Source organism: Nocardia sp. NPDC060249 (assembly GCF_042728755.1).
GTDB lineage: Bacteria > Actinomycetota > Actinomycetes > Mycobacteriales > Mycobacteriaceae > Nocardia.
This window is the reverse complement of sequence record NZ_JBHXAQ010000015.1, coordinates 1-20,215: the sequence shown is the minus strand read 5'-3', so window position 1 is coordinate 20,215 and position 20,215 is coordinate 1. Positions and strand designations below refer to the sequence as shown.

18 protein-coding genes are annotated in these 20,215 nt (G+C 65.3%); 12 read left to right on the top strand and 6 right to left on the bottom strand.

Annotated features, from left to right (window positions below):
- Position 1 precedes the first annotated feature (1 nt).
- The 3 genes from ACFWFP_RS31005 to ACFWFP_RS30995 are packed head-to-tail and all read right to left on the bottom strand — an operon-like array spanning position 2 to position 3,530.
- Entirely contained in the window at positions 2-904 is a 903-nt protein-coding gene (locus ACFWFP_RS31005) for an alpha/beta fold hydrolase (RefSeq protein WP_379300979.1), read from the bottom strand.
- Positions 901-2,334, bottom strand: a complete 1,434-nt coding sequence (locus ACFWFP_RS31000; RefSeq protein ID WP_379300977.1) for an MFS transporter — start codon at positions 2,332-2,334, stop codon at positions 901-903. Before ACFWFP_RS31000 ends, ACFWFP_RS31005 begins: the two co-directional genes overlap by 4 nt.
- Positions 2,334-3,530 (bottom strand): lipase family protein, encoded by a 1,197-nt coding sequence (locus tag ACFWFP_RS30995; RefSeq protein ID WP_379300975.1) that lies wholly within the window; start codon positions 3,528-3,530, stop codon positions 2,334-2,336. Before ACFWFP_RS30995 ends, ACFWFP_RS31000 begins: the two co-directional genes overlap by 1 nt.
- A 1,147-nt stretch (positions 3,531-4,677) precedes the next feature.
- Here ACFWFP_RS30995 and ACFWFP_RS30990 point away from each other — a divergent pair.
- The 7 genes from ACFWFP_RS30990 to ACFWFP_RS30960 all read left to right on the top strand — a co-directional run bounded on the left by ACFWFP_RS30990 (position 4,678) and on the right by ACFWFP_RS30960 (position 9,224).
- Positions 4,678-5,235 carry a hypothetical protein gene (locus ACFWFP_RS30990; protein WP_379300973.1) on the top strand — a complete coding sequence of 186 codons (558 nt, stop codon included), beginning with the start codon at positions 4,678-4,680 and terminating at the stop codon, positions 5,233-5,235.
- 534 nt (positions 5,236-5,769) lie between these two features.
- Complete coding sequence (locus tag ACFWFP_RS30985) at positions 5,770-6,027, top strand: hypothetical protein (RefSeq protein ID WP_379300971.1); 258 nt, start codon at positions 5,770-5,772, stop codon at positions 6,025-6,027.
- A 109-nt stretch (positions 6,028-6,136) separates the two neighbouring features.
- Positions 6,137-6,607, top strand: coding sequence for a hypothetical protein (locus ACFWFP_RS30980; RefSeq protein ID WP_379300969.1), 471 nt, complete (start codon positions 6,137-6,139; stop codon positions 6,605-6,607).
- A 181-nt stretch (positions 6,608-6,788) separates the two neighbouring features.
- Positions 6,789-7,337, top strand: a complete 549-nt coding sequence (locus tag ACFWFP_RS30975; protein WP_379300967.1) for a hypothetical protein — start codon at positions 6,789-6,791, stop codon at positions 7,335-7,337.
- A 6-nt stretch (positions 7,338-7,343) separates the two neighbouring features.
- Positions 7,344-7,988 (top strand): hypothetical protein, encoded by a 645-nt coding sequence (locus ACFWFP_RS30970; protein ID WP_379300965.1) that lies wholly within the window; start codon positions 7,344-7,346, stop codon positions 7,986-7,988.
- A gap of 30 nt (positions 7,989-8,018) precedes the next feature.
- Positions 8,019-8,735 (top strand): hypothetical protein, encoded by a 717-nt coding sequence (locus ACFWFP_RS30965; protein WP_379300963.1) that lies wholly within the window; start codon positions 8,019-8,021, stop codon positions 8,733-8,735.
- Between the two features lie 159 nt (positions 8,736-8,894).
- The gene (locus ACFWFP_RS30960; RefSeq protein WP_379300961.1) at positions 8,895-9,224 is read left to right on the top strand and encodes a hypothetical protein; all 330 of its coding nucleotides are present in this window, start codon (positions 8,895-8,897) and stop codon (positions 9,222-9,224) included.
- On the opposite strand, the gene ACFWFP_RS30955 is transcribed toward ACFWFP_RS30960, so the two are convergent.
- Positions 9,215-9,637, bottom strand: a complete 423-nt coding sequence (locus tag ACFWFP_RS30955; RefSeq protein ID WP_379300959.1) for a hypothetical protein — start codon at positions 9,635-9,637, stop codon at positions 9,215-9,217. The two genes, ACFWFP_RS30960 and ACFWFP_RS30955, sit on opposite strands and share 10 nt — an antisense overlap.
- Positions 9,638-9,792: 155 nt before the next feature.
- Between ACFWFP_RS30955 and ACFWFP_RS30950 the strand changes: the two genes are divergently transcribed.
- From ACFWFP_RS30950 to mobF, 5 genes are all read left to right on the top strand, one after another.
- Positions 9,793-10,791 carry a tyrosine-type recombinase/integrase gene (locus ACFWFP_RS30950; protein ID WP_379300957.1) on the top strand — a complete coding sequence of 333 codons (999 nt, stop codon included), beginning with the start codon at positions 9,793-9,795 and terminating at the stop codon, positions 10,789-10,791.
- A 135-nt stretch (positions 10,792-10,926) separates the two neighbouring features.
- The gene (locus ACFWFP_RS30945) at positions 10,927-11,289 is read left to right on the top strand and encodes a hypothetical protein (RefSeq protein WP_379300955.1); all 363 of its coding nucleotides are present in this window, start codon (positions 10,927-10,929) and stop codon (positions 11,287-11,289) included.
- Between the two features lie 63 nt (positions 11,290-11,352).
- Positions 11,353-11,586: a hypothetical protein gene (locus ACFWFP_RS30940; protein WP_379300953.1), complete on the top strand. Its 234-nt coding sequence runs from the start codon at positions 11,353-11,355 to the stop codon at positions 11,584-11,586.
- Between the two features lie 79 nt (positions 11,587-11,665).
- Positions 11,666-12,184, top strand: a complete 519-nt coding sequence (locus tag ACFWFP_RS30935; protein WP_379300951.1) for a single-stranded DNA-binding protein — start codon at positions 11,666-11,668, stop codon at positions 12,182-12,184.
- Positions 12,185-13,193: 1,009 nt separating this feature from the next.
- The gene (mobF, locus tag ACFWFP_RS30930; RefSeq protein WP_379300949.1) at positions 13,194-17,420 is read left to right on the top strand and encodes a MobF family relaxase; all 4,227 of its coding nucleotides are present in this window, start codon (positions 13,194-13,196) and stop codon (positions 17,418-17,420) included.
- Between the two features lie 22 nt (positions 17,421-17,442).
- On the opposite strand, the gene ACFWFP_RS30925 is transcribed toward mobF, so the two are convergent.
- Positions 17,443-19,215, bottom strand: coding sequence for a relaxase/mobilization nuclease domain-containing protein (locus ACFWFP_RS30925; RefSeq protein WP_379300947.1), 1,773 nt, complete (start codon positions 19,213-19,215; stop codon positions 17,443-17,445).
- A complete protein-coding gene (gene mobC / locus ACFWFP_RS30920; protein WP_379300945.1) occupies positions 19,212-19,748 on the bottom strand; it encodes a plasmid mobilization relaxosome protein MobC in 537 nt (178 codons plus the stop codon). Before mobC ends, ACFWFP_RS30925 begins: the two co-directional genes overlap by 4 nt.
- Positions 19,749-20,215: the final 467 nt, after the last annotated feature.

Genomic DNA, 20,215 nt, shown 5'->3' with positions numbered 1-20,215 from the left:
ATCACCCGGTCCGCGCCGCGGTTGGGTATATCGCTGGCCGTCGCAGGGAACTGATCGCTGAGCGCACTGTGACCGCGGCAGACGCGGGATCGGAGTAGGGCAGCGAGTGCGCTGAGTCCGAATCCACGCGCAGTCGTGCGTTCCCGCCGAGCAATTCGATCAGCCGATGCGCCTGGCCGAGGGGGGTTACGCGGTCGCGGCCGCCGGTATGAACCCATACCGGAACCGTCGAGATGACCTGGGCGGCACAGTGATCGAGCTGATAGTCGAGCATGATCGTCACCAGATCTGCCAGAACACCCACGTCGATCGGCGCACCGGCGGGTACGAACTGTGCCCGGCCCGGTTTCGCGCGGGCAACCTGCGCACGGAACTGGCGTTCCAGCAGGCGGTGACCACCCCGGTTCACGATGTCGAGCGCGCCACCGCGCCACCGACGCAGCACCCCAGTGACCGTGAGTAGTTTCTTCTCGGCCACGACGTAGGACGGGGTCTCGCTGGCTGGATTGAACAGCACGAGCCCACCGACGCGGGCGCGGAACTGCGGCGCGTGCCGGTAGGCGTATTCCTGGACAACGAATGTTCCGACCGAGTGGCCCACGATCACTACCGGCGCCGGGCCGACCCAATCCACCACTGCGGCAAGGTCGTCGGCCATGCGCGCGACGGTGGTCACCGAACGTTTATCTGGTCGCGTGGACGCGCCGTGGCCGCGTGCGTCGAAGACCACCAGATCCAGCTCGTCAGCTAGATGATGGCTCTGCAGCTCGAGCACAAGCGGATCCCAGAAGCGGCTGTCGGCGAGGAAGCCGTGGACGAAGACGACCTTGATCGGCGCGCGGCCGTGCGCCGTTGCACGGACCGCGAGCCCAACACCGTCGTCGGTGTGCACGGTCGCCTTCACGACGCGAAGTCCCCGAAGCTCGACACGGACTTGTCCCGGACAGGAATGCGCAACCGCACCGCGGCGATCGCGCCGCAAGCGGCCACCGCCGCGAGCACAGCGAACAATCGATGGAACGAGGCGAGCACGTAGTGGTCATCGGTCAGCACCGCGGCCAGGACCGCTACCCCGATCGCACCACCGATCGAACGCGCGGTGAGGTTGAGCCCGATGGCTGACGCGGCGGAATCAACTCCGCCGGCGGCGGCGGTGATCACCGACAGTGCGGTGATGGCCAATCCCATACCGACACCGAGCAGGACCGCGACCAGAGCCCAGAGCCCGAAGGAGCGCTGCTCACCGAAGCATCCGGCGACCACCGCGAAACCTGCGGCCTTGAGCATGAGACCGACGCCGGTGAACCAGCTGGCGTTGTGGATCGTGATGAAGCGGCCCCCAACACCAGCGGCGATCATCGCCAGCCCACCGGCGGCGCCGACGCAACCAGCTGCTTGCATCAAGCTCAGGTGCCAGATCGCGGTCAAGAACATCGGCGCGGCCAGCAGGTAGGCGAACAGGCCATGACCCAGCAGCGCTGAAATCACGTTGGCCCATGCGAAGGGCCGCCAATGCCACAGCGATACTTCCAGCGCCGGGCGTGGGTGCATCGAGCCGCGAATCACCACGGTGCACAGCGCGGTGACACCGACAAAAACCAGCATGACGGTCACCGGGTGCGACCACCCCCATCGGCCCGCTTCGCTGACTGCGGCCACGATCACCCCGACCCCGACTGCCAACAGCGCTACGCCGAGCATGTCCGGCAGGCGGGATCTCCTGTCTTCGACCGGGTCGGAAGTGTGTGCAGGTATCCACAACACGACCGCAGCGCCCAGGAGCACGCACGCGGCGGCCACGGCGACAAAGGTCGCCCGCCAGCCCCAGAAGTCGACGATCACCGCACCGGCAGCCGGACCGATGGCCGCAGCGAGCGCCCCCGCCGCGGACCAGGCCCCAATCGCCGCTGGCACTTTCGACGAAGGCATCGTGGCCAGGACCGCGCCCAAGGACGCGGGCAACAGAGCGGCACCGGCGATGCCCTGCACCGCACGAGCGGCGATCAGCCACTCGATTGTCGGCGCGATCGCGCAGCCCAACGAGGACAGTGCGACCACGAGGACACCGACCAGCAGTACCTTCTGATGGCCGAGTGCATCGGCAAGGCGGCCGAAGGCGGCCAAGAACGCCGCGAACGCGACGGTATAGGCGCTCACCACCCAGGTCAGCGTGGAGATGCCGCCGGGGAAGTCCGCAGCGATCTGGGGGAACGCCAAGTTGACCAGCGCGAGATCCAAGAAGCTCACGAACGTCGCCGCACAGGCCACCGCCAGGACCGCGCCCGCCGGCACCGAACGACGGTTGGCGACAACACCTTCTACTACGAGGGCCATCAACGACCACCCCCGCTGATCGGCAGCGCCGAAACACGGCTGACCAGTGCGGCCACCGCGACCGGCAGGCCGAGTGCGGCGCCGCTGACGTGTTCGGGAGCAGGGCACGGAATGTTGGTCACCGACACCCCACCAGCGCGCCAGCGCGCCATGGTGGCGTCCAGAGAAGCAACTGGGATCAGCGGATCGGTCGCCGAATGCCATTCCAGGATCGGCACACTCGGCAGATCAGGGAAGAACTCAAGCGAGTTGGCCCGCAGAATCTCTCGGGTGCGATCGCTGTAGAAGAGTTCGAACGAGGTGCCCAGCCCGCCCACCGAGCGGTTGTAGCCCAAGCGCAAGATCTCATTGGTGCAGGCATTATTCATGTCGGCTCGGAATCGGCGGCCCTCATCGGTCAGGTACTCGCTGATCGGAAGTTGCTCGCCGTACTCACGCTCCAAACCGAAAGCGGCGGCCGCCGCGAGCCCGAATGCCGGGTGCGGATTGTGGCCGAGCGCTTCGGCCATCGTTTCGAGGTTGGTGGGTACGCCACCGATCGCGGCCGCCGTCAAGGACAACTCGGGGGCATAGGTCGGCTGCAGAGCGGCCGCCCAGGCGACCGCCATGCCGCCACCGGAGTAGCCCGCCATGGTGATGGGGCTGTGAGCGAGGTTGAACGGTGTGTGACGCTGCGTGGCGCGAATCGAATCCAGGGTGATCTGACCACCCAGCCGGGCTGCGCCGTAGGCAGATCGCGGGCCGAGGTGGTCAGGGATGATCACGGTCCACCCCAGGGCCAACAGTGGGTCCAGCGCGGGTGCTTCGCGGATGACCAGGTCGCTGTCGGCCGACCACAGAGTCTGCGAGGGGGCGCACCTGAGCCCGAGTGCATTGGCGGTGTGCCCGTATACGAACACAGGCCCGTTCGGTGCAGCGTGATCGGGACGGATGACCGTTGCGACCGCGGGGATCGCCCGACCCAGTGTGTCGGTCGAGGCGAACTGCAGTTGTGTCACCGCGCCGGTCACCGCGAACGGTGCAGGCATCGGCCGCGTAGAGATGATGTCGCCGGGCTGACCAGCAATCGGGGCTTCGGCGGGCAGATAGAAGGAGTCGGGTATCGACGGCATCGCGGGATCGGCGCCAGCCGGACCCGCAGTCATGGCGAACGCGACGGCCGCCGCGATCATGGTGAGCGCCAAGGTCTTCTGCATCACTTCGACCTCCGGTACCGGCAGGTCGAAGTGCCGAGGATCTGGTCGCCCTGGGCTCCCAGCCCATGCGAGGAGGCTGGGAGCTGCAAGGGCAATGCAGAGCGACCCGGTGTCAGTGCGGCAGGAAGGGCAGCACCGCGTACACCACCTGATTGGCGGCGAAGGCCAGGTTCGCGGCGATGTTGGCCAGGCTTCCCACCAAGCTCAGGATTCCCATGGGTGTTCCTTTCGATATTGACGCGCGCCAGTCGCGCGCCAAGCTGAGGGCTCGCTGCAGGCGCGGCGAGTCGTTGCCTCGGGCAGGCCGAGGACAGATAGCGGGCGAAGGGAGCCGCACCGCTCCGGCTGGTCGATGACCGAGAGCCGGAGCGATGCGTGCTCGGGTGCGGGGCGTCCTGGATGACTCCCACCGGACCCCTGCGTGCTTGGTCAGAGCACATCGGGGGAAAAGTTGAATGAGCGTGGCTGTGTGCCTGCGCGTGGTCTACCGTGGTCACGGCAGAGAACCGCCTCTCTGCAAAAGGAAGACTCTGCTGGCCCCAAACCAACAGAGCTGTGGTTACAAGGGCAGTTCGACCTGCCCGCATGGCTGCATGTCCCCCAGTCGCCGCAAACGGCTGGGGGTCTTTCACGTCAGCATGAAAAGGGCGCGCATTACAGCTGCGCAGAACAGGTGTCCATGCCTACATCAGTGGTGCCACCAACACGTGTCATGTCCTTCCCCCGTCGAATTTCGGCGGCCGCGGCCGGCCCTGCCCTGATGGTGTTCACAGAGCCGACCGCGAGCGCCTTTCTCCCTCCGCCAGCTCCACCGAGTACCCGCATTAAGGCGCGGTTCGATCGAATATTCGCGATGCGACTCGATCCGGTGAAGCTGTCGAAACAGAGTCAAACCGGTAGGCCCATTGGTGTCAATCAGGGCCGTTCCCACAGATCTGTGAGAACGCGAAATTCGGGTGCGGGAATTTTCCAGCTGCGCAGCTCACAGGGCCCTACTCACAAATTTGTGTGCGCAGCTGCATCTACACACAATTGTGTGTGTGCCAGAGCGCTGTAATCCAGCCGGACCATCGCGGGCCACATCACTTCCGCGGATCGATCACCACTCACCAGCGCCCGGGGATATGCCCAGAACGGACCGGAAACGATGCGCCACCGCCCCCACCTGAAATCCGGACGTCGTCGCCGTCCGCCCTGGCACGCCGAGCTGGCCCAACGACACCTCGACGACTTCCAGGGTCCGGCGATGATCCAGACACCACCGCTGCACTACGTGTACGCGGTGAACGCGGCCTGTCGTGAGCTGTTCCCAGGTCTGGAGCCTGCGTCATCCACCGATGCTCGGCCGGCGAGCATGTTGGAGTGGCTGTTCTTCCACCCCGGTGCGAAGGCTGCGTTCGAGGATCGAGACCGGCGCTGTCAGATCCGTTCGTTGCTGTGTCAGCTGCGGTGCGAGGCGCCTGCGGTCGCTTCGCCGGAAGAGATCGAGGCGGTGCTCGCGCCGTTGCGAGCCTCCCCCGACTTCAACGAACTGTGGAACTGCGCGGATCGCTGTGAACCGCGCACGGCCACAGTCGTCGAATTGCGAGACCGAGCAGGAGTATTGCGCCGGTACGCGGTCAAAACGAGCCGGGACGAATACCCGCCCAGCCCGTATGTGACGTATTACCTCACCCGGATCGACTCCGCGCACGGAACTGTGTGAACCGAACATATTGACCTTTGGTTGCGGAGAAACAATTCTTGGGAGAGCGGAGATGGCTGGTGATGGGTTGCAGCGTCGGAACACATCACAATCGGTAGCCGCTATTTCCGTCCGATGGATCCACCGGCCGCGCGTGACAGTTCCCCGAGGATTGTGACAATATGCCCAGGATCTGCAGGCCCCGATCGGTGAGTTCGCAGTCTGGACCATCGAGCAACGGGGCATAGACCACCCGACACAGGTACCCGCCCACCCCCCTGCGACGGGCACCTGAGCGGTCGCTGTCCCCTCGGCGACCCTACCGGCCCCCTGGCTTTCGATACCCCACGTCGAAAGCCAGGGGGCCGGTCTATTTCACGCGGTGTGAGACAAAGCGAATCCCCGATTTAGCTGGCACGGAATGGCATTCGACGTGCCGATTCGACAATACGAATTTGATCGGGTAATCTATTTATCAGTAGGGCGGAAGTTCTACCGAACCCCCGCTGGCGGCACCCGGACCGCCGTCAGCACCCGATCTCGAAGGAGTCACCCATGACCGTGATCACCCGCGCACAGCTCAAGCTGATCGAAGCAGCACTGATCGGAAACTCTGTCGGGGCTGATCTGAGCTACTCGATCGTCGACGGCACGCTGAAGGTCTGCACCGATGAGATGTCGGCGGTGGTCTCAACGGCCAACACGATCGCAGCGATCACCGGCGCGCACGTCGACGACATCACCGACCAGTTGATGTCGTGGAGCGCTGACGGAAATCTCTACCGCTTCCCCAAGGTCATCGTGGCCGCCTAGCTCGTGATCGCCGCTGTGGGCGGCCAGGCTCGCCCGGCCGCCCACACGCGTCGCTCCATCACAAGTAGCCGCCACGAGAGTGCTTGTGGCACAACCGAAAGGTGGACCGGTGACGGTACACACAGCCACCCTCGTCTGGCCCGCGTGCGACCACTGCGGCGCCGAACTCCGCAGCATCGCACGTCCGAGTGCTGAGGCAGCGATCAAGATCGCGGTCAGCGAGCACGACTGGCAGTACTGGCCAGAATCTGGCCAGCTGATCTGCGACTTCGACAAGTACGACTACGACTCGGCAGGCAATTGTCTGCTGGAGTGCATCGAGCCGATTCCCACCGAGGTCACCGACAGCGTTGCTGAGAGCCTCGCCGAGGGCGAAGCAGAACCCGTTCAATTCATCTTCGCCGACCCCGAGGGGTACCAGCTCGAAATCGGAGCCCTCGCCGACGGCACACGTCGCGCCCGCATTGTGGCTCCCTGGCGTCACTACCTGTCGGTCGACATCCCGGCCGGACTGATCATCCAAGACCGCGCTGGCGCAAGGCTTTCTGTCTTCGAGGACGCGCCCAGAGCTCGGAACTGACCCACGGTCGCGGTGGTGGACCGGACACCCACCACCGCGACCGATCTCAAAGAACCCCCCATCCCGAAAGGCACTGATGTTCGACGCAGAACTGCTCTACGACCGACTGCTCGACAGGCTGGCAGCCGACCCGACGACCACGATCAGCGAGCTGGAAGCCAAAGCTGTGGCATTGCGGTGGATGACCGATTTCAGCGGCGCGATGTTCTGGGGCAGCGACCCGTACCACTCCTTGTGCATGTGGGCAGATGACGATTACGACGTCGAAGCCGAAGGCGTCTCGATGTCGACAGTGATCAGCCAGGCCGACCGACTGCTCGACGAAATCACCTCGGCTCGCCTCGCTGCCCGCTGGCCGTTTTTCGCCGAGGATGTCAGCTATGACGCTGCGGTCGCCGCCGCCGATGCTCTCGTGCGCTACCTGACCGGCGAACCGTTCACCTACAAGGGCACGGTCCACCGTCTCGCCGCGCGAGACCCAGAAAACACGACGCTGACCTACGACGAGGCAAAGATGATTGCCACCGCGTGGGCGACGCGCTCGGACTACCCCCATCTCGAGGCTTGGACAAACGGGCGCGTTGTCCAACTCGCTGCGCTGCGGGCCGAGGCCGAACAGCTCGCCGACAACCTGGAGATGAATCGCGACAGCTGGCTGCACGAGGGTGCACCCGGACCCAACATCGCAGCCGCCCACCTGCTGACAAGCTATTTCGAACAGAACGACTGACCGCCCGTGATCGAGCCGAACTACCCGATCTACATCACGCCGCCCTGCACCGACAGCATCCGCCAACACATCCGCACCGGCGAGCTCGGCGCAATCGCAACCCCCGCCCAGGGCAACCGCATCGATCGCGCCTGGCCAGCATGGTGCGCCGACAACGGCGTGTTCACCGGCGCTTACCCAGGCGACGACGAGTACCTGCGCTGGCTGGCGAGGTTGCAGCCTCTCGCTGACCGATGCCTGTTTGTCACCGCCCCCGACGTCGTCGGCAACCACTGGGAGACCCTGGCCCGGTCCCGGGACATGCTGCCCCGCATCCGTGAACTCGGATTCCCTGCAGCGTTCGTCGCCCAGAACTACATGGAGTTCGACAGCTGGCATCCCTGGGACGAGATCGACGCCCTGTTCATCGGCGGCTCCACCGAATGGAAGCTCAGCGCCGAGGCAGCCAACATCGCCTCCGTCGCAGCGAGTTTGGGCATCTGGGTCCATATGGGCCGGGTGAACAGTCGGCGCCGCTACCAGTACGCCGCCGCGATCGGCTGCCACAGCGTCGACGGCACGTACCTCACGTACGCCCCTGATGCCAACCTGCCCAACGTCTTGTCCTGGTCCCGCGAAACCGCCGCCCAGACCACCCTCTTCTGGATCTGACCGACCGCGCCACCACCACGAAGGAGCCCCATGAGCATGACCGTCGAGCTCAAAGCCCTCACCGAGCCCTCGAACCCGATCGTCGTCGCCAACGCTCGACATTCGACCGGCAGGTGGAGCAGCGAACAACTCGCCCTCATCACCACCATCGCGCAGGCACTCGCCGAATTGGTCGCGAGCGACTTCGGCACGCCTGGCACCGCCGAGGTCAGCGTCACTGACGACGACGGTTACACCGTGTTCGCCTACGTGGCGAACTGCAACACACGCTCGGTCGAAGTGTCTTACGCGCTCGCCGAAGTGGGCCCGCGAAGCGTCGTGTGGCCCCGTGACGACACCCAACCACCACCAAGGAGAGGAGCTATGCCCGATCCCATCACGACCTTCACCGACCGCTACAGCGCCGAGATCGCGTTGGTGGACCACCACTGCCCAGCCGGTGCCCAGCTGGACTGTCTCGGCGGCACGAGTTTGGCGATCGTGGGAATCCTGCCCTGCGGTTTGCGCGTGGAGGTGAGCAACGCGTTGCTGGACCACGACGGCGACGACGACAGGTTCGTCTCGGTCCTGCACGACCCCGATGGCGACCAGCTCGCCTGGATCGAAGACGGCCCGCTCCGCGACCAGCTCGCCGTCGTCGCCGCGATCACCACCGAGCAAGCCGACATCCTGCGCCAGCACAACGCTGCCAACCCCGGACGGTCGGTCGTGCTGACCACGCGCGCCCCCGACATCGAGCAGCACTGACGTAATCGTGCGCGCCGGGCCGATGCAGTCGACACCTGGCGCCCATCACACACCAGGCCGCGGGGATCGCCAAATGATCCCTGCGGCCTTCCCGTAGGCGGTGACGCGGACCGGACACCCGCGACCCGGCTACTCGATGAACCCCTTCGAGGAGCACCCGTGACCGAACTGGCCGACAAAATAGCCGCCGACACGAGCAAGGCCCGCGAGCTGTACAACGAGCGTGCCGCGCTGATTTCTGTGCTGGCCTCGCTGTTTCCCGCAGCGATCGCCTACAACGACCCCAAAGCCCCCGATGTCCCGGTGATCTACATCGACAGCCCGTGTGGCCAACTGAGCTGGCACATCAATCCGGCCCACCTGCGTACGCACTTCGCGGCCGTGCCGACAGTCGCACCGCACAGCATCCGTTGGGACGGTGCATCGAAAGATGTCGTGCTGGAGCGGGTCGCGTTGATCCGTCAGCAGTTGGCCGCTACTCAGCGCTGACGAGCTGCCGTGTGAGCTGATCGTGCAGCCCTGTCGGTGAGCCCGGCCAGCTCGCGCAGCTCCGCGATCGTGGCCCGGCCGGCGAGTGCCAGTAACGCGGTATCCAGATCCCGCTGCGCGACAGCAAGATCAGCGGCCACCGCGTTGCGTGCTCGTTCGAGCTTGAGGTCTCTGAGCGCGCCGAGACGTGCCAGCGCAGCTGCGTACCACTTCTCGATCCGACCCTCGTGCCTTGCCAGCCCACGCGCCACCGCCGCGTGGGCTTTCTGGGCACCATGCACGATGTCGACGAGTTCGGCGAGGTCATCGCGTCGGGCAGCTCTGCGTTCACGCGCCTTCGTCTCGGCCTGGTCGAGTGCGCGGCGGGTATGTTGTCGCGTGGATCGTGCGACCGCTGACTTCGTGTTCCTCACGCCCGTCGAGTGTATGGGCGGTGGGTTCACTGCGCCGTTGTCACCACTCCACAACGAGTTACCCGCAACAAGGGCTTTGTTGCGGGTAACTCTCGGTCGGTCTGTCAGTGCCAGTTGGCATCCTCAAAAGATCGCAAGGACACCGGGAGGCGCGCGTGCACGACAACGACACCAACGAGCAGGCACCGCCGACGCCGCTCTCGGTCGCGATGTCCAGCGCCTCACTCGAAGGCTTCGCCGAATCTCTCGGCGGCCGCCGGTTGTCCCCCAACACCCGCAGCTCCTATCTCAAGTTCGCCAGCCACTACCTCGCGTGGATCAGCACCGTCGCCGAAGACCATCCCGAAGCCCTGCTGACCGAGTCCGGCCGTGACCGCGCCGTCGCGGCCTATCGCGCTGATCGCCCCGATCTGGCCAGCGGGACAACCAATGTCAGCGTCGCCGCCTTAACCCACTTCTACGACTACCTCGGCCTCGGCCGCCCCATCGACCAGCGCGTCGACCACGACGCTTCACCGGCACGCAGCCTCAGTGCGCCCGAGCAGCGCGCCTTGCTGGCCGCTGCAGCAGCCGAAGCGGACAGGAACGCGGAGGTGGGTGCGCGTGCGCTGGCGATGCTGGCACTCGGACTCGACGCCGGACTCCGAGAACTGGAGTTGCTCGCGCTAGACGAAACCGACCTCAACAGCGTGGGTGCCCAGGTCGTTGTCACCGATACCCGAGGCCGGCGGCGCCTCGTACCGTTGCACCGCCAGACGATTGTGTTGATCCAGCCATGGCTCGCGATCCGGCCCCGCGTGCTGGGCGCCCGCGATCAGGACGCGACAGCTCTTTTCGTCACGCTGCGACCGGGCTCGCTTCGGCGCACCGAGCCCGAGGCACGACGGCTGTCGGCCCGCAGCGTCGACCAGATCGTGCGCACCGCGGGGATCGGCGCGGGTCTCGACATCTCGCCGAATGTGTTGCGCGCGACCGCGAGAGATCGCATGTTGCAGGCGGGGATGGACCCTGCTGAAATCGCGGCTCGGTTGGGACAGCAGACACTGCGACGAGTACCGACGAGCCCGGTTGGCTCTGCACCTGGTCGCACTGTTCGGCAGCCGTTGACGGTCGCCGAGCAGCTCGATCTATTCGGCGACCGCGGAAACAGCTGAGCGCCGAAAACCGCTGGTGAGCTGAGGATTGCACCAGAACTTCCAGTCATTCGAGTCGACAGAATCCAGGTCATCGGGTAATATATTTATTGAGTGGTTGTCGGACACCAACCACCCCCAACCCGAGGAGAGAAATTGCGCTACTTCCCCGACCTGGACCCCGACCAGGCGGACGTCTACCTGGAAGTCCACGCCCCTGAAATCGAACAGCTGCGCACGCTCGGCGTGCGTGTCGGAGTCGTCAGCGAGAGTCCCCAGTGGGTGGCGATCGAGGTCGACACCAACATGCTCTGGATGCTGATCGGCACCGGCGATGGCGACCTCGCCACGAGCCGCTCCGAGATCACCCAGTGGCGGGTCTCGATGTACCACCACGCCGACCACGCATGCGACGGCGCAGATGCCGTCGCCAGCTCTGCAGGCCCCGATCTGATGACGGCACTGCTTATCGCGACCGCCGACTACATGACCGCTGCCAATGCGATGGCCCCCCAGTAGTGCCGACATCCCAAGGCCCACTGGTCCTAACCTCTGCATTCCACTAAGGAGATCCACAACCACATGACCTCCCCCTACCCGCCAGCATGGAACGACCTGCTCGAGGCGCTGGCACTACTAGCGAAGCATGGCACCGCCGAAGCCGGGCCCTTCTCCTGTCACCACGACGTCCTCGTGGTCGGCTCCGACCCAGACGCGTTCACCCCCGAGGAGCTCGCACGCCTCGCCGCACTGGGGTTCATCGCCGACATCGAGGACGGCGGATCGTTCACCTCGTTCCGCTTCGGCCGCCCGTAGCAGCCCACCGCTCACTCACTCACTCACTCACGGTCTGACACCAACTCATGCACAGACCACAACCTTTGGAGGAAACACCATGGCAGGCGACACGATCATCACGGTCATCGGAAACTTGACCGCAGACCCGGAGCTTCGACACACACCCGCAGGTGCAGCGGTGGCAAATTTCACCGTCGCGTCGACTCCCCGTGTGTTCGATCGCAATTCGAACGAATGGAAAGACGGCGAGGCTCTGTTCCTGCGCTGCAACATCTGGCGTGAAGCAGCGGAGAACGTCGCCGAGAGCCTGACCCGAGGCGCTCGCGTCATCGTGAGCGGTCGGCTCAAGCAGCGCTCCTACGAAACCCGCGAGGGTGAGAAGCGCACTGTGGTCGAGCTCGAGGTTGACGAAGTCGGTCCCTCGTTGCGTTACGCGACGGCGAAGGTCTCCAAGGCCGGTCGCGGTGGAGGAGGCGGCGGCTACAACGCCAACAATGGCGGCGGACGTCCGGCAAGCGGCAGCAATGCCGGTGGGGAAGACGATCCGTGGGGTAGCGCGCCTGCGGCCAGCTCCTTCGGGAGCGGCGGCCGCATGGATGACGAACCGCCGTTCTGATACCCAGCTCTGTGGCGTCCCTCCCCCAAATCGAGAGGGACACCACACATCGGCCGCGAGCACCAGGAGCGGCTGACCTTCCCCCAAGCCCCGTACCGCCGCCCCGTAGAAGGGCAACGCGGTACGGGGCTTGTGCTTTGAGCGCCGAAACGCCCAGCGTCACTCCCGCCGAGCTCCACCGGCCTTGCCGCCGAGCACCTACCCGGGGACCGCCGCGAACCACTCAGTCTCGTTGCCACCAACCCGCCGACCGTGGGTTGCGTGCCCGCCGAGCACTGTCCGTCTGTGCTGCGAACCGCCGAACCGCCGAACCTCGAACACCGAACCGCCGTGCACCGAACCGCCGACCGTGCCGCCGAGCATCTACTGGCGTCCGGCGGGGCCAGGGCTTCCGAACCGCCGAACCGCCGAGTGGCCGAGGCGCCGACCATGGGTTGCGTGCCCGCCGAGCACTGTTCGTCCGTGCGGCGAACCGCCGACCGCCGTGCGCTGAAGCACGGAGCGCGGGAGATGCGGCGAACCGCCGAACCGCCGTGCGCCGAACCGCCGACCATGCCGCCGAGCATCTACTGCCGGCGGGTGGGGCCAGGGCTTCCGAACCGCTGAACCACGCCGAACCACCCAGCCTCGCTGCCGCCGAACCGCCGACCGCCGGACCGCCGAGGTGCCGAGTGCCGGACCGCCGAGGTGCCGACCGCCGACCGCCACCGCCGAGCGTGGGTTGTGCGTCGACGACCACCCCCAACGAAGCCAAGGTGCCGTGCATGGTGATCGCGCACTCGCGTCTGCTCACACGAACAAGGTCGAGCTCTCGATGCCGCGGATCACTACCCCAGGACCACACGAAACCCGCAGGAAACGAATTCCCATACATCGCTGCAGCATCAGAGCCGACACCCTCACAATCCATGTCAGCTCCCTCAATCCCCCGCCACAGCCAAAACTTTCCACACACCTCTTGCACTCTGGAGTGAAAAGCGGCCATTTGGCCGCTACATTGGGCGTAGTGATGACCGTCCATAAGCTCCATGCGGGGGACGGCTACGTCTACTTGACTCGTCATGTTGCTGTGGGCGACACCACTGAGCAGTCGAAATCGAAGATCGTCGACTACTACAACGCCAAAGGCACTCCCCCAGGCCAGTGGTTCGGCGCGCTGACAGCGGCCGCAGGAGTGCGATCAGGTGAACAGGTCACCGAAGACCAGATGATCCAGGTCTTCGGCGGGGCGTGGCGGCCGAATCGCGGAGCCGACCTTGCGGCGCTTGCAGAACAGCACCGCCGGAACCCAGACCGATGGGAGCTGTCCGCCAACGCATCCCGCGCCGCCGCGCTGGGACGACCTTTCAGTGCCTTCGACAATTCCAGCGAGCTCGTCCAGGAGGTACTCCGACACAGCGCCGAGCACAAGGCCGCTCACGGCGAGTATCCGGATGCCGCGATCTCGCTCACGCTCAAGCGTGAGGTAGCCACAGCCATCCTCACCCGCACAACGCCGAAGTCGCTGCTCACCGTCGAAGAGACGGATCGGTTCATCGCCGAGGCATATTCGAAGGTCCGGCGCCCGGTGGCTGGATACGACCTCGTTTTCACGCCAGTCAAGAGCATCAGTGCGATCTGGGGTCTCGGCGACGCGAGAATGAAGGAAGCCGTCGAGCGTGCTCACCGCGAGGCCGTCGACGAAACCCTGGCCTACATCGAGGACAAGGTCATCTACACCCGCCGCGGCGCCGGCGGCGCGAACCAGGTCAAGGCAGATGGTCTACTCGTCGCGCGATTCGACCACTGGGACAACCGCGCATCCGATCCGAACCTTCACACACACTGCGCAGTGGTCAACCGCGTCATGGCCAAAGGAACGTGGACCAGCATCGACGGACGCGTGTTGTACAAGGCCGCAGTCTCGGCCAGCGAAACCTACAACACCCTGGTGATGGACAAAGTCGCACGTCTACTCGGTGTCACCTTCGGACCGCGCTCGGACACGTTGACCAAACGCCATCCTGTCTACGAGGTCCAAGGCGTCCCGCTGTCCTTGATAGAGGAGTTCTCACGACGCGCCCAGATCGAGGCCCGCCAAGCGGAACTGGCTGAGATCTATCGTGCGCAGCACGGCAAGAACCCGCCCAAGCGCACGCAGTACGCCCATGCCCAACGCGCAACACTCGACACTCGCAACAGCAAGAATCCGCCGCGCAGTCTGGCTGAGCTGCGCGCGGAGTGGCGCAGTCGCGCTCAAAAGGTGATCGCCGCAGGCCACGTCCACGAAACGCTGCTCGACCTTGACCCGCTCACTACGGTCGGATCGGCCGGGGACCGTCGACCGCGGTTTCACCGCGACGCCGTCGGTGATCTAGCCCGCATGACTGCGGACAGGCTCTCGCGTGAGGCTGGCACTTGGACTCGATACACGATCGTCGCCCAGGTCCAGCGCACATTGCGCGCCTATTCATTCGCCTCGCCCGAGGATCTTCACCAGGCCTCTGAGCAGATCAGCGATCTTGTGCAGGACACCCTGAGCCGACCCATCCATGTGGAGAGGCACGCGGCACCACCAACGATCGCCGAACAGATCTCCGATACCCATCACCGGCTGGAGTCCGAGGAGTACGCGACGATCAAGTACACCTCCGAACAGGTGCTCGAGGCCTGCGACTACATGCGCACCGCCGCGGCCACCGACAGCGAGCTAGCGATATCCACCACGGCAATCCGCCGACACGTCCAACTGGTTCAAAACCGCACTCGCCGCGAGTCTGGGCCCGACGATTTCGCGCTCAGCGACGACCAACTCGCCATGGTCGATCACTTCCTCCAGTCGCGGACGCTCGTAGCGGTCGCCGTCGGTGCGGCCGGGTCCGGCAAGTCCACCGCCGCCGAAGTCGTAGCCCGAGCGTGGGAATCGACCGGAGCCAAAGTCATTGCGCTCGGCCCTTCCGCCCAAGCAGCCGAAGTTCTCGGTGACCGACTTGCCGTCACCGGACGCACGATCGCCCATGTGCTCACGTGCGCCGAAAATGGGCTACCCACCGGAATCAGCACAGGTGACATGCTTTTGGTCGACGAAGCGGCCATGGCCTCAGCGCGCGACCTGGCCGATCTCACCGCGCTCGCTGAATCCAGCGGCGCAGTCGTGCGACTCCTCGGCGACCCACAACAGCTGGCCGCCGTCGAATCCAGTGGCGTGCTGCGCGATCTCGCCGAACTCACGAACGCCCCGTTCCTCAGCCGAGTACATCGATTCGTCAATCCGGAAGAAGCCCAGATCAGCCTCGCGCTGCGCGCAGGCAGCGCTGACGTTGTGGACTGGTACGCCGACAATGACCGAATCAAGTCGGCGATGAAACACCAACTCCCGGAACAGCTCTTTGCCGACTACGCCGCCGACATCGCTGCAGGCACCGTGGCCATCATGATCGCACCCACCCGGGAGATGGTCGGCGCCCTCAACGAGCGCGCCGCGCTGCACTACCGCAGCACAGGCCATGTGTCCGGTCCAGAAACCGAGTTGTCCGATGGCTCGCGTGCGGCCGCAGGTGACATCGTCGTCAGCCGCAGAAACACCTCCGAGTTCCCGGTCAAGCGACCCGGGCGAAAGAACTCGCGGGTCCGCAACGGCGACCTTTGGACCATCACGACCGTCCACCCTGACGGGGCTCTCACCCTGATCAACAACGCGAACTCCGGACACGTCTACCTGCCCTCTTCCTACGTCCACGACCACGTCGAATTGGGCTACGCGAGCACAATTCATAGAGCGCAAGGCCTCACAGTGCAGGTGTCGCGGGTCATGGCCGATCAACACGCGATGGACCGGCAAGGGCTCTACGTCGCGATGTCTCGCGGTACGGAATCGAATGTCGTCTACGTACCGGACGATGCGCTGCCCGACTACGACTTCGAACATCGCCCAGATCCGCACCCTGACCACATTCAGGTACTGCAGACCATCATCGAACGCGACGGATCCGAAGAGACCGCGCTCGTCCAGCTCGAGCGCGCAGCCGCACTCGATCGGTCACTCCCTGAACAGATCCGCAACTACCTACACGCGGTAACCGCGCTCTACGACACCTACACGCGCACGCAGCTCAGCCGCCGATTGACACCTCAACAACTCGCATTCGTGGTCGAATCCGATGGCTGGAGCCAGGTCGTGAAGCTCATCGCCGCCGCAGAGACTCGCGGCCAGCCGAGCCGAGAAATGCTCGATCACGCAGCGCGTGCTCTCAAGCAGGCTGGTGCTCAGCAACAGTTCGACGAGGACGACAACACCCCCGCGAAAGTGCTCGCGGGCGCCCTCCGCGCTGCTCGCCCCCAAACCCGCTACCGGCGCGACGATCCGCTCATGGTGCTCAATGTCCCTGCGGTTTCCTCCGCTGCGGCCGTCGCAGACGAAGAGTTGGCAGCCTATGCACGGGGCCTCGGCCGGCGGATGCTCGCGGACGTTCACGCTGGCGCTGCGGCAGTCGAGAACGCTCCGCCGTCCTGGGTCGAGTCCCTTCCGGATCCGGGATCAGATCCGCGACGGGCAGCGATTCACCACGAACTGATCACCCGGGTGACGGCACACCGGCTCGCCCGCGGAATCGAACTCGATGAACCCGACATCATGGCGGGCCTGCCGGTCAGCGGCGCTGTGTCCAAGCTGATCGCCACGCTCGAAGACCCAACCCCGGCACAGCGGACATTCGCCGCGATGTCGGACAAAGACCTCGCACGCTCGACAAAGGCCGCACACGCTCGGGTGGCGCAGAGCAAGCAGATGGTCCGGCTACTGGAGTCGGCGCTCACTGAGGCTCAACAGAGGCCTCGCGAAGCCTTCGCACGAACGCATCTGACCGAGATCGTTCAACGCGGGCAAGACGTCAAAACGGCACAGGCCGAGATCTCCGATGCCGAGCTCATCGCAGCTGGGACCTCGGACCCAGCGACGGTCGCCGCAGCTCGTGACTCAGCAGCGGCCGCTGTCGCAGCAGCTCCCGCCCTCGCCGACTGGGAAGCGGCTCAGTTCGCCGCGGAAACACTCGATGAGCAGTACCACCGGATCGACCGCGCATGCGAACTCGATTCCGAGCTCGTCGAAACGGCGACTGCTGCCCTCGCTAGGGCAACGACGGCGTTGAGACTCAACCGTCGCCACGCTGCGGTGTTGGATTCCGAGACCCAGCTACGCGGCAGTGGAACTACCGACGCGCAGCTGGGAACCGACCTCAACGCAGGGCCCGCCCTGTAGTCAGACGACCAGGGCCGGGCACCTACCGCTCGAACTCGTCTCGCCTCTGCTCTGCTTGTCTCTCGGGCGCGAGCGGATCCCCGGCGACCCGATAAGCCTGCCCACCGGCACGCGGCACGCTCCCTGGGCGAGCGGCCCCGGATTCTGCCGCCACGATCTGGCCGATGGTGTCCTCATCGAGCCCGGCCGAGCGCAACCGCTCGGCTCGCTGCTCTTCGTCCTCGACCACGCGCGTTGCCGTGGAGGGTTTGTGGGCATAGAGCTCCGCGTAGCGCGCGTGCATCGCGGCCAGCGGTTCGACCGCCCGGTCACGCAATTGCAGCGCGCGCCCTAGCTCAGCGCGAGCCTCGTGCGCCGATGCGAGCGCTGCCAGCGTGAGCAGCAGTTGGCGCATCAGCAGAATCGACTCGTACAGCGGGTCGCCGCCAGTGCGGCGACGCAATTGAGTAAGGGTTACCGCGACCCAACCCAGATCCGGCATGCTCTCAGGTCGTGCAGAACTCGACTGCCGAGTCGAGTTGCGTGGCTGTGCTGACCGGGTCAGCTCGTCGGCGGCGTCGGTAAGGACCCCGCCGTCAGGCTCTACACGCGCCGACCACGCCGAGAACACCCCAGCTGCCCGTCCAGCCGCCCACGCATATGTCTCACGGTCATCGGGCGAAATCTGCCGCAGCTCTTTGTTCCACGTTTCCAGGTCACGGGCCGCTTGCAGCCACAGCTTCGGATTGTCGAGGTCAAGGCTCTCCCTACCCTGCTCTCCCTCACCGCGCAGCGCGGCCACTGCCGCCTGACGCTCCTCCGGCGTGTCATCCCACTGCTCACGCAGGGCTGGCAGTCCAAGTCCGCCCAGACCTTTGGCCCCGCCGAGCCGAGGCCCAATGGGGCCATCCTCACCCTCGAGCTGATAGCTGTACCCCACCACCTTGCCGCGACCGAACCGAGCCGTCACCGCGACACCAGACATCTGGCACCGTCGCACGAACTCAGCCTCCGTTTTCGACGCGACCGCGCAGGACCGAACTGTTCTCCTCAGCACTTCGCGGTCAGTGGAGTGGCTTCCAGTCCGCGCCGCGCGCTCTACTTCTGCCCGCGAATTTCCTGACAGCGCCCCACCCTCTTCGCGTGACGCCAGAACCTGCAACCCGTAACGGTGCTCGAGTTTGTTGGCGACAGCTTGCGCCATCGCGAAGTCGCCCCGCGGGCGGCCGGTCTTCGGATCTCGGAAGTAGGTGTCAACGGCCGACCCGTCCTCACGCACCAAGCTGGCAGCGATGTGGATGTGGTCTTGCCCGTCCCCTTTCTCACCGGAATGCCCGTGGCGAATCGCAACCCAACGTGCTTCTGCCACATCACCATCGCCTATGAATCCCATCTCGGCCATGAACTCATTGATCAGGTCGCTCCACTGCTCATCCATGAGCTCTTCACCCGGGTTCAGCGAGAGGATGCAGTGCCAGACCGGCGCGTCCCGAAGCACACCCTTCGCGCCCTTGTCGGGGCGCTCGATCACATCGGTGCCTTGCCCGCGCTGTCCCTGCGCGGGCTTCGCGCGCATCTTCACCGTGGTGCCGTGAAGCCTGCGGGGAATCTCGATCTCATTCGCGATCGCGAGCGCGGCGTCACGAGCAGCTCGCTTGTCGGCGGGCCCATCGAACGTCGCCAACCACTCCGGCCGCATCACGGTCGCAGATCCCGCAATGACATGTCGGTGACGATGTTCATTGGCGCGCCCCTCGCCCAGCAGGTAGACCACCAACCCGCCGAGCTTCTGCCCCCGCTTGATCTTCGGGATCAATGGCGCACGACCTCCTTCGCGGCCTCATCCATCCGCGCCGCGATCTCGCGAACCATGTCCCTGACCTTCCGGTGCTCGACGAGAGCCGCCTCCAGATCGTCCAAGATCTCCCCAGTGATTCCTGCGGCATTGGCCGCATGGGCAATCTGATTCATGTTCGCGCCGAGGTGCGACAACTGGTCATTGGATGCTCGATCAAGAGCGCTCGTGGCCGAGAGCAAGGTTGCAGCCAACACCTGCCGCTGCGGCCACGGCAACCACGGTCCTGACTCACTGCTCGTCTTCGTCGGATTCAGCGCGCACTTCACCAGGTACCACTGCACGGTCATGCTGGCCTTCGTGGCTGCGGCCTTCAGCTTCTTGAACTCCGGCCCCGACACGACGACCTCTAACTTGTGGATTCCCAACTCACGAGGGATGTTCGGCCGACGCTCCCGCTTCTGATCGCGCCGCACACGCTGCGCGCGGCGCGCACCGGAACCCCCACCGGAACCCCCGGGCGCCACCACATCACCATCGCCGGTATCGGCCATCTGATCCCTCCCAATCTCCTCGAAAGCCCAGTGCAACGCCGTTCACCACGACGTGGAGAACGGAACCTCGCCCCTGCGAGGTGCACATTTACCATGGGTAAATGTTAACTTGCTCTGCCGGGGCTCGCCACAATAGGAACCAGATTCACCCTCTCACTCGGCCCTGATCAACGGCGCCCAGCTCGACACGCATCAATCACCGGCCAGACCTGGAAGAACCGACAACGGACACCTCGGAAAACGTGACAGCCGCGGATTTCACACGCCATGCACCAACACACATCCCCCCGCAGCTCATCTCGGCGTACCCACCAGTCGGCACGTCGGCGCGGTCGGCGGTCGGCACGTCGGCGCACGGCGCGGTCGGCGCACGTCGGCGGTCGGCACGTCGGCGCACGGCGCGGTCGGCGCACGTCGGCGGTCGGCACGTCGGCGCACGGCGCGGTCGGCGCACGTCGGCGCTCGGC

Coding starts and splice junctions, on each gene's coding strand:
- ACFWFP_RS31000 (WP_379300977.1), bottom strand. CDS start 2,334: ATGGCCCTCGTAGTAGAAGGTGTTGTCGCCAACCGTCGTTCGGTGCCG.
- ACFWFP_RS30995 (WP_379300975.1), bottom strand. CDS start 3,530: ATGCAGAAGACCTTGGCGCTCACCATGATCGCGGCGGCCGTCGCGTTC.
- ACFWFP_RS30990 (WP_379300973.1), top strand. CDS start 4,678: ATGCGCCACCGCCCCCACCTGAAATCCGGACGTCGTCGCCGTCCGCCC.
- ACFWFP_RS30985 (WP_379300971.1), top strand. CDS start 5,770: ATGACCGTGATCACCCGCGCACAGCTCAAGCTGATCGAAGCAGCACTG.
- ACFWFP_RS30975 (WP_379300967.1), top strand. CDS start 6,789: ATGACCGATTTCAGCGGCGCGATGTTCTGGGGCAGCGACCCGTACCAC.
- ACFWFP_RS30965 (WP_379300963.1), top strand. CDS start 8,019: ATGAGCATGACCGTCGAGCTCAAAGCCCTCACCGAGCCCTCGAACCCG.
- ACFWFP_RS30940 (WP_379300953.1), top strand. CDS start 11,353: ATGACCTCCCCCTACCCGCCAGCATGGAACGACCTGCTCGAGGCGCTG.
- ACFWFP_RS30935 (WP_379300951.1), top strand. CDS start 11,666: ATGGCAGGCGACACGATCATCACGGTCATCGGAAACTTGACCGCAGAC.
- mobF (WP_379300949.1), top strand. CDS start 13,194: ATGACCGTCCATAAGCTCCATGCGGGGGACGGCTACGTCTACTTGACT.
- mobC (WP_379300945.1), bottom strand. CDS start 19,748: ATGGCCGATACCGGCGATGGTGATGTGGTGGCGCCCGGGGGTTCCGGT.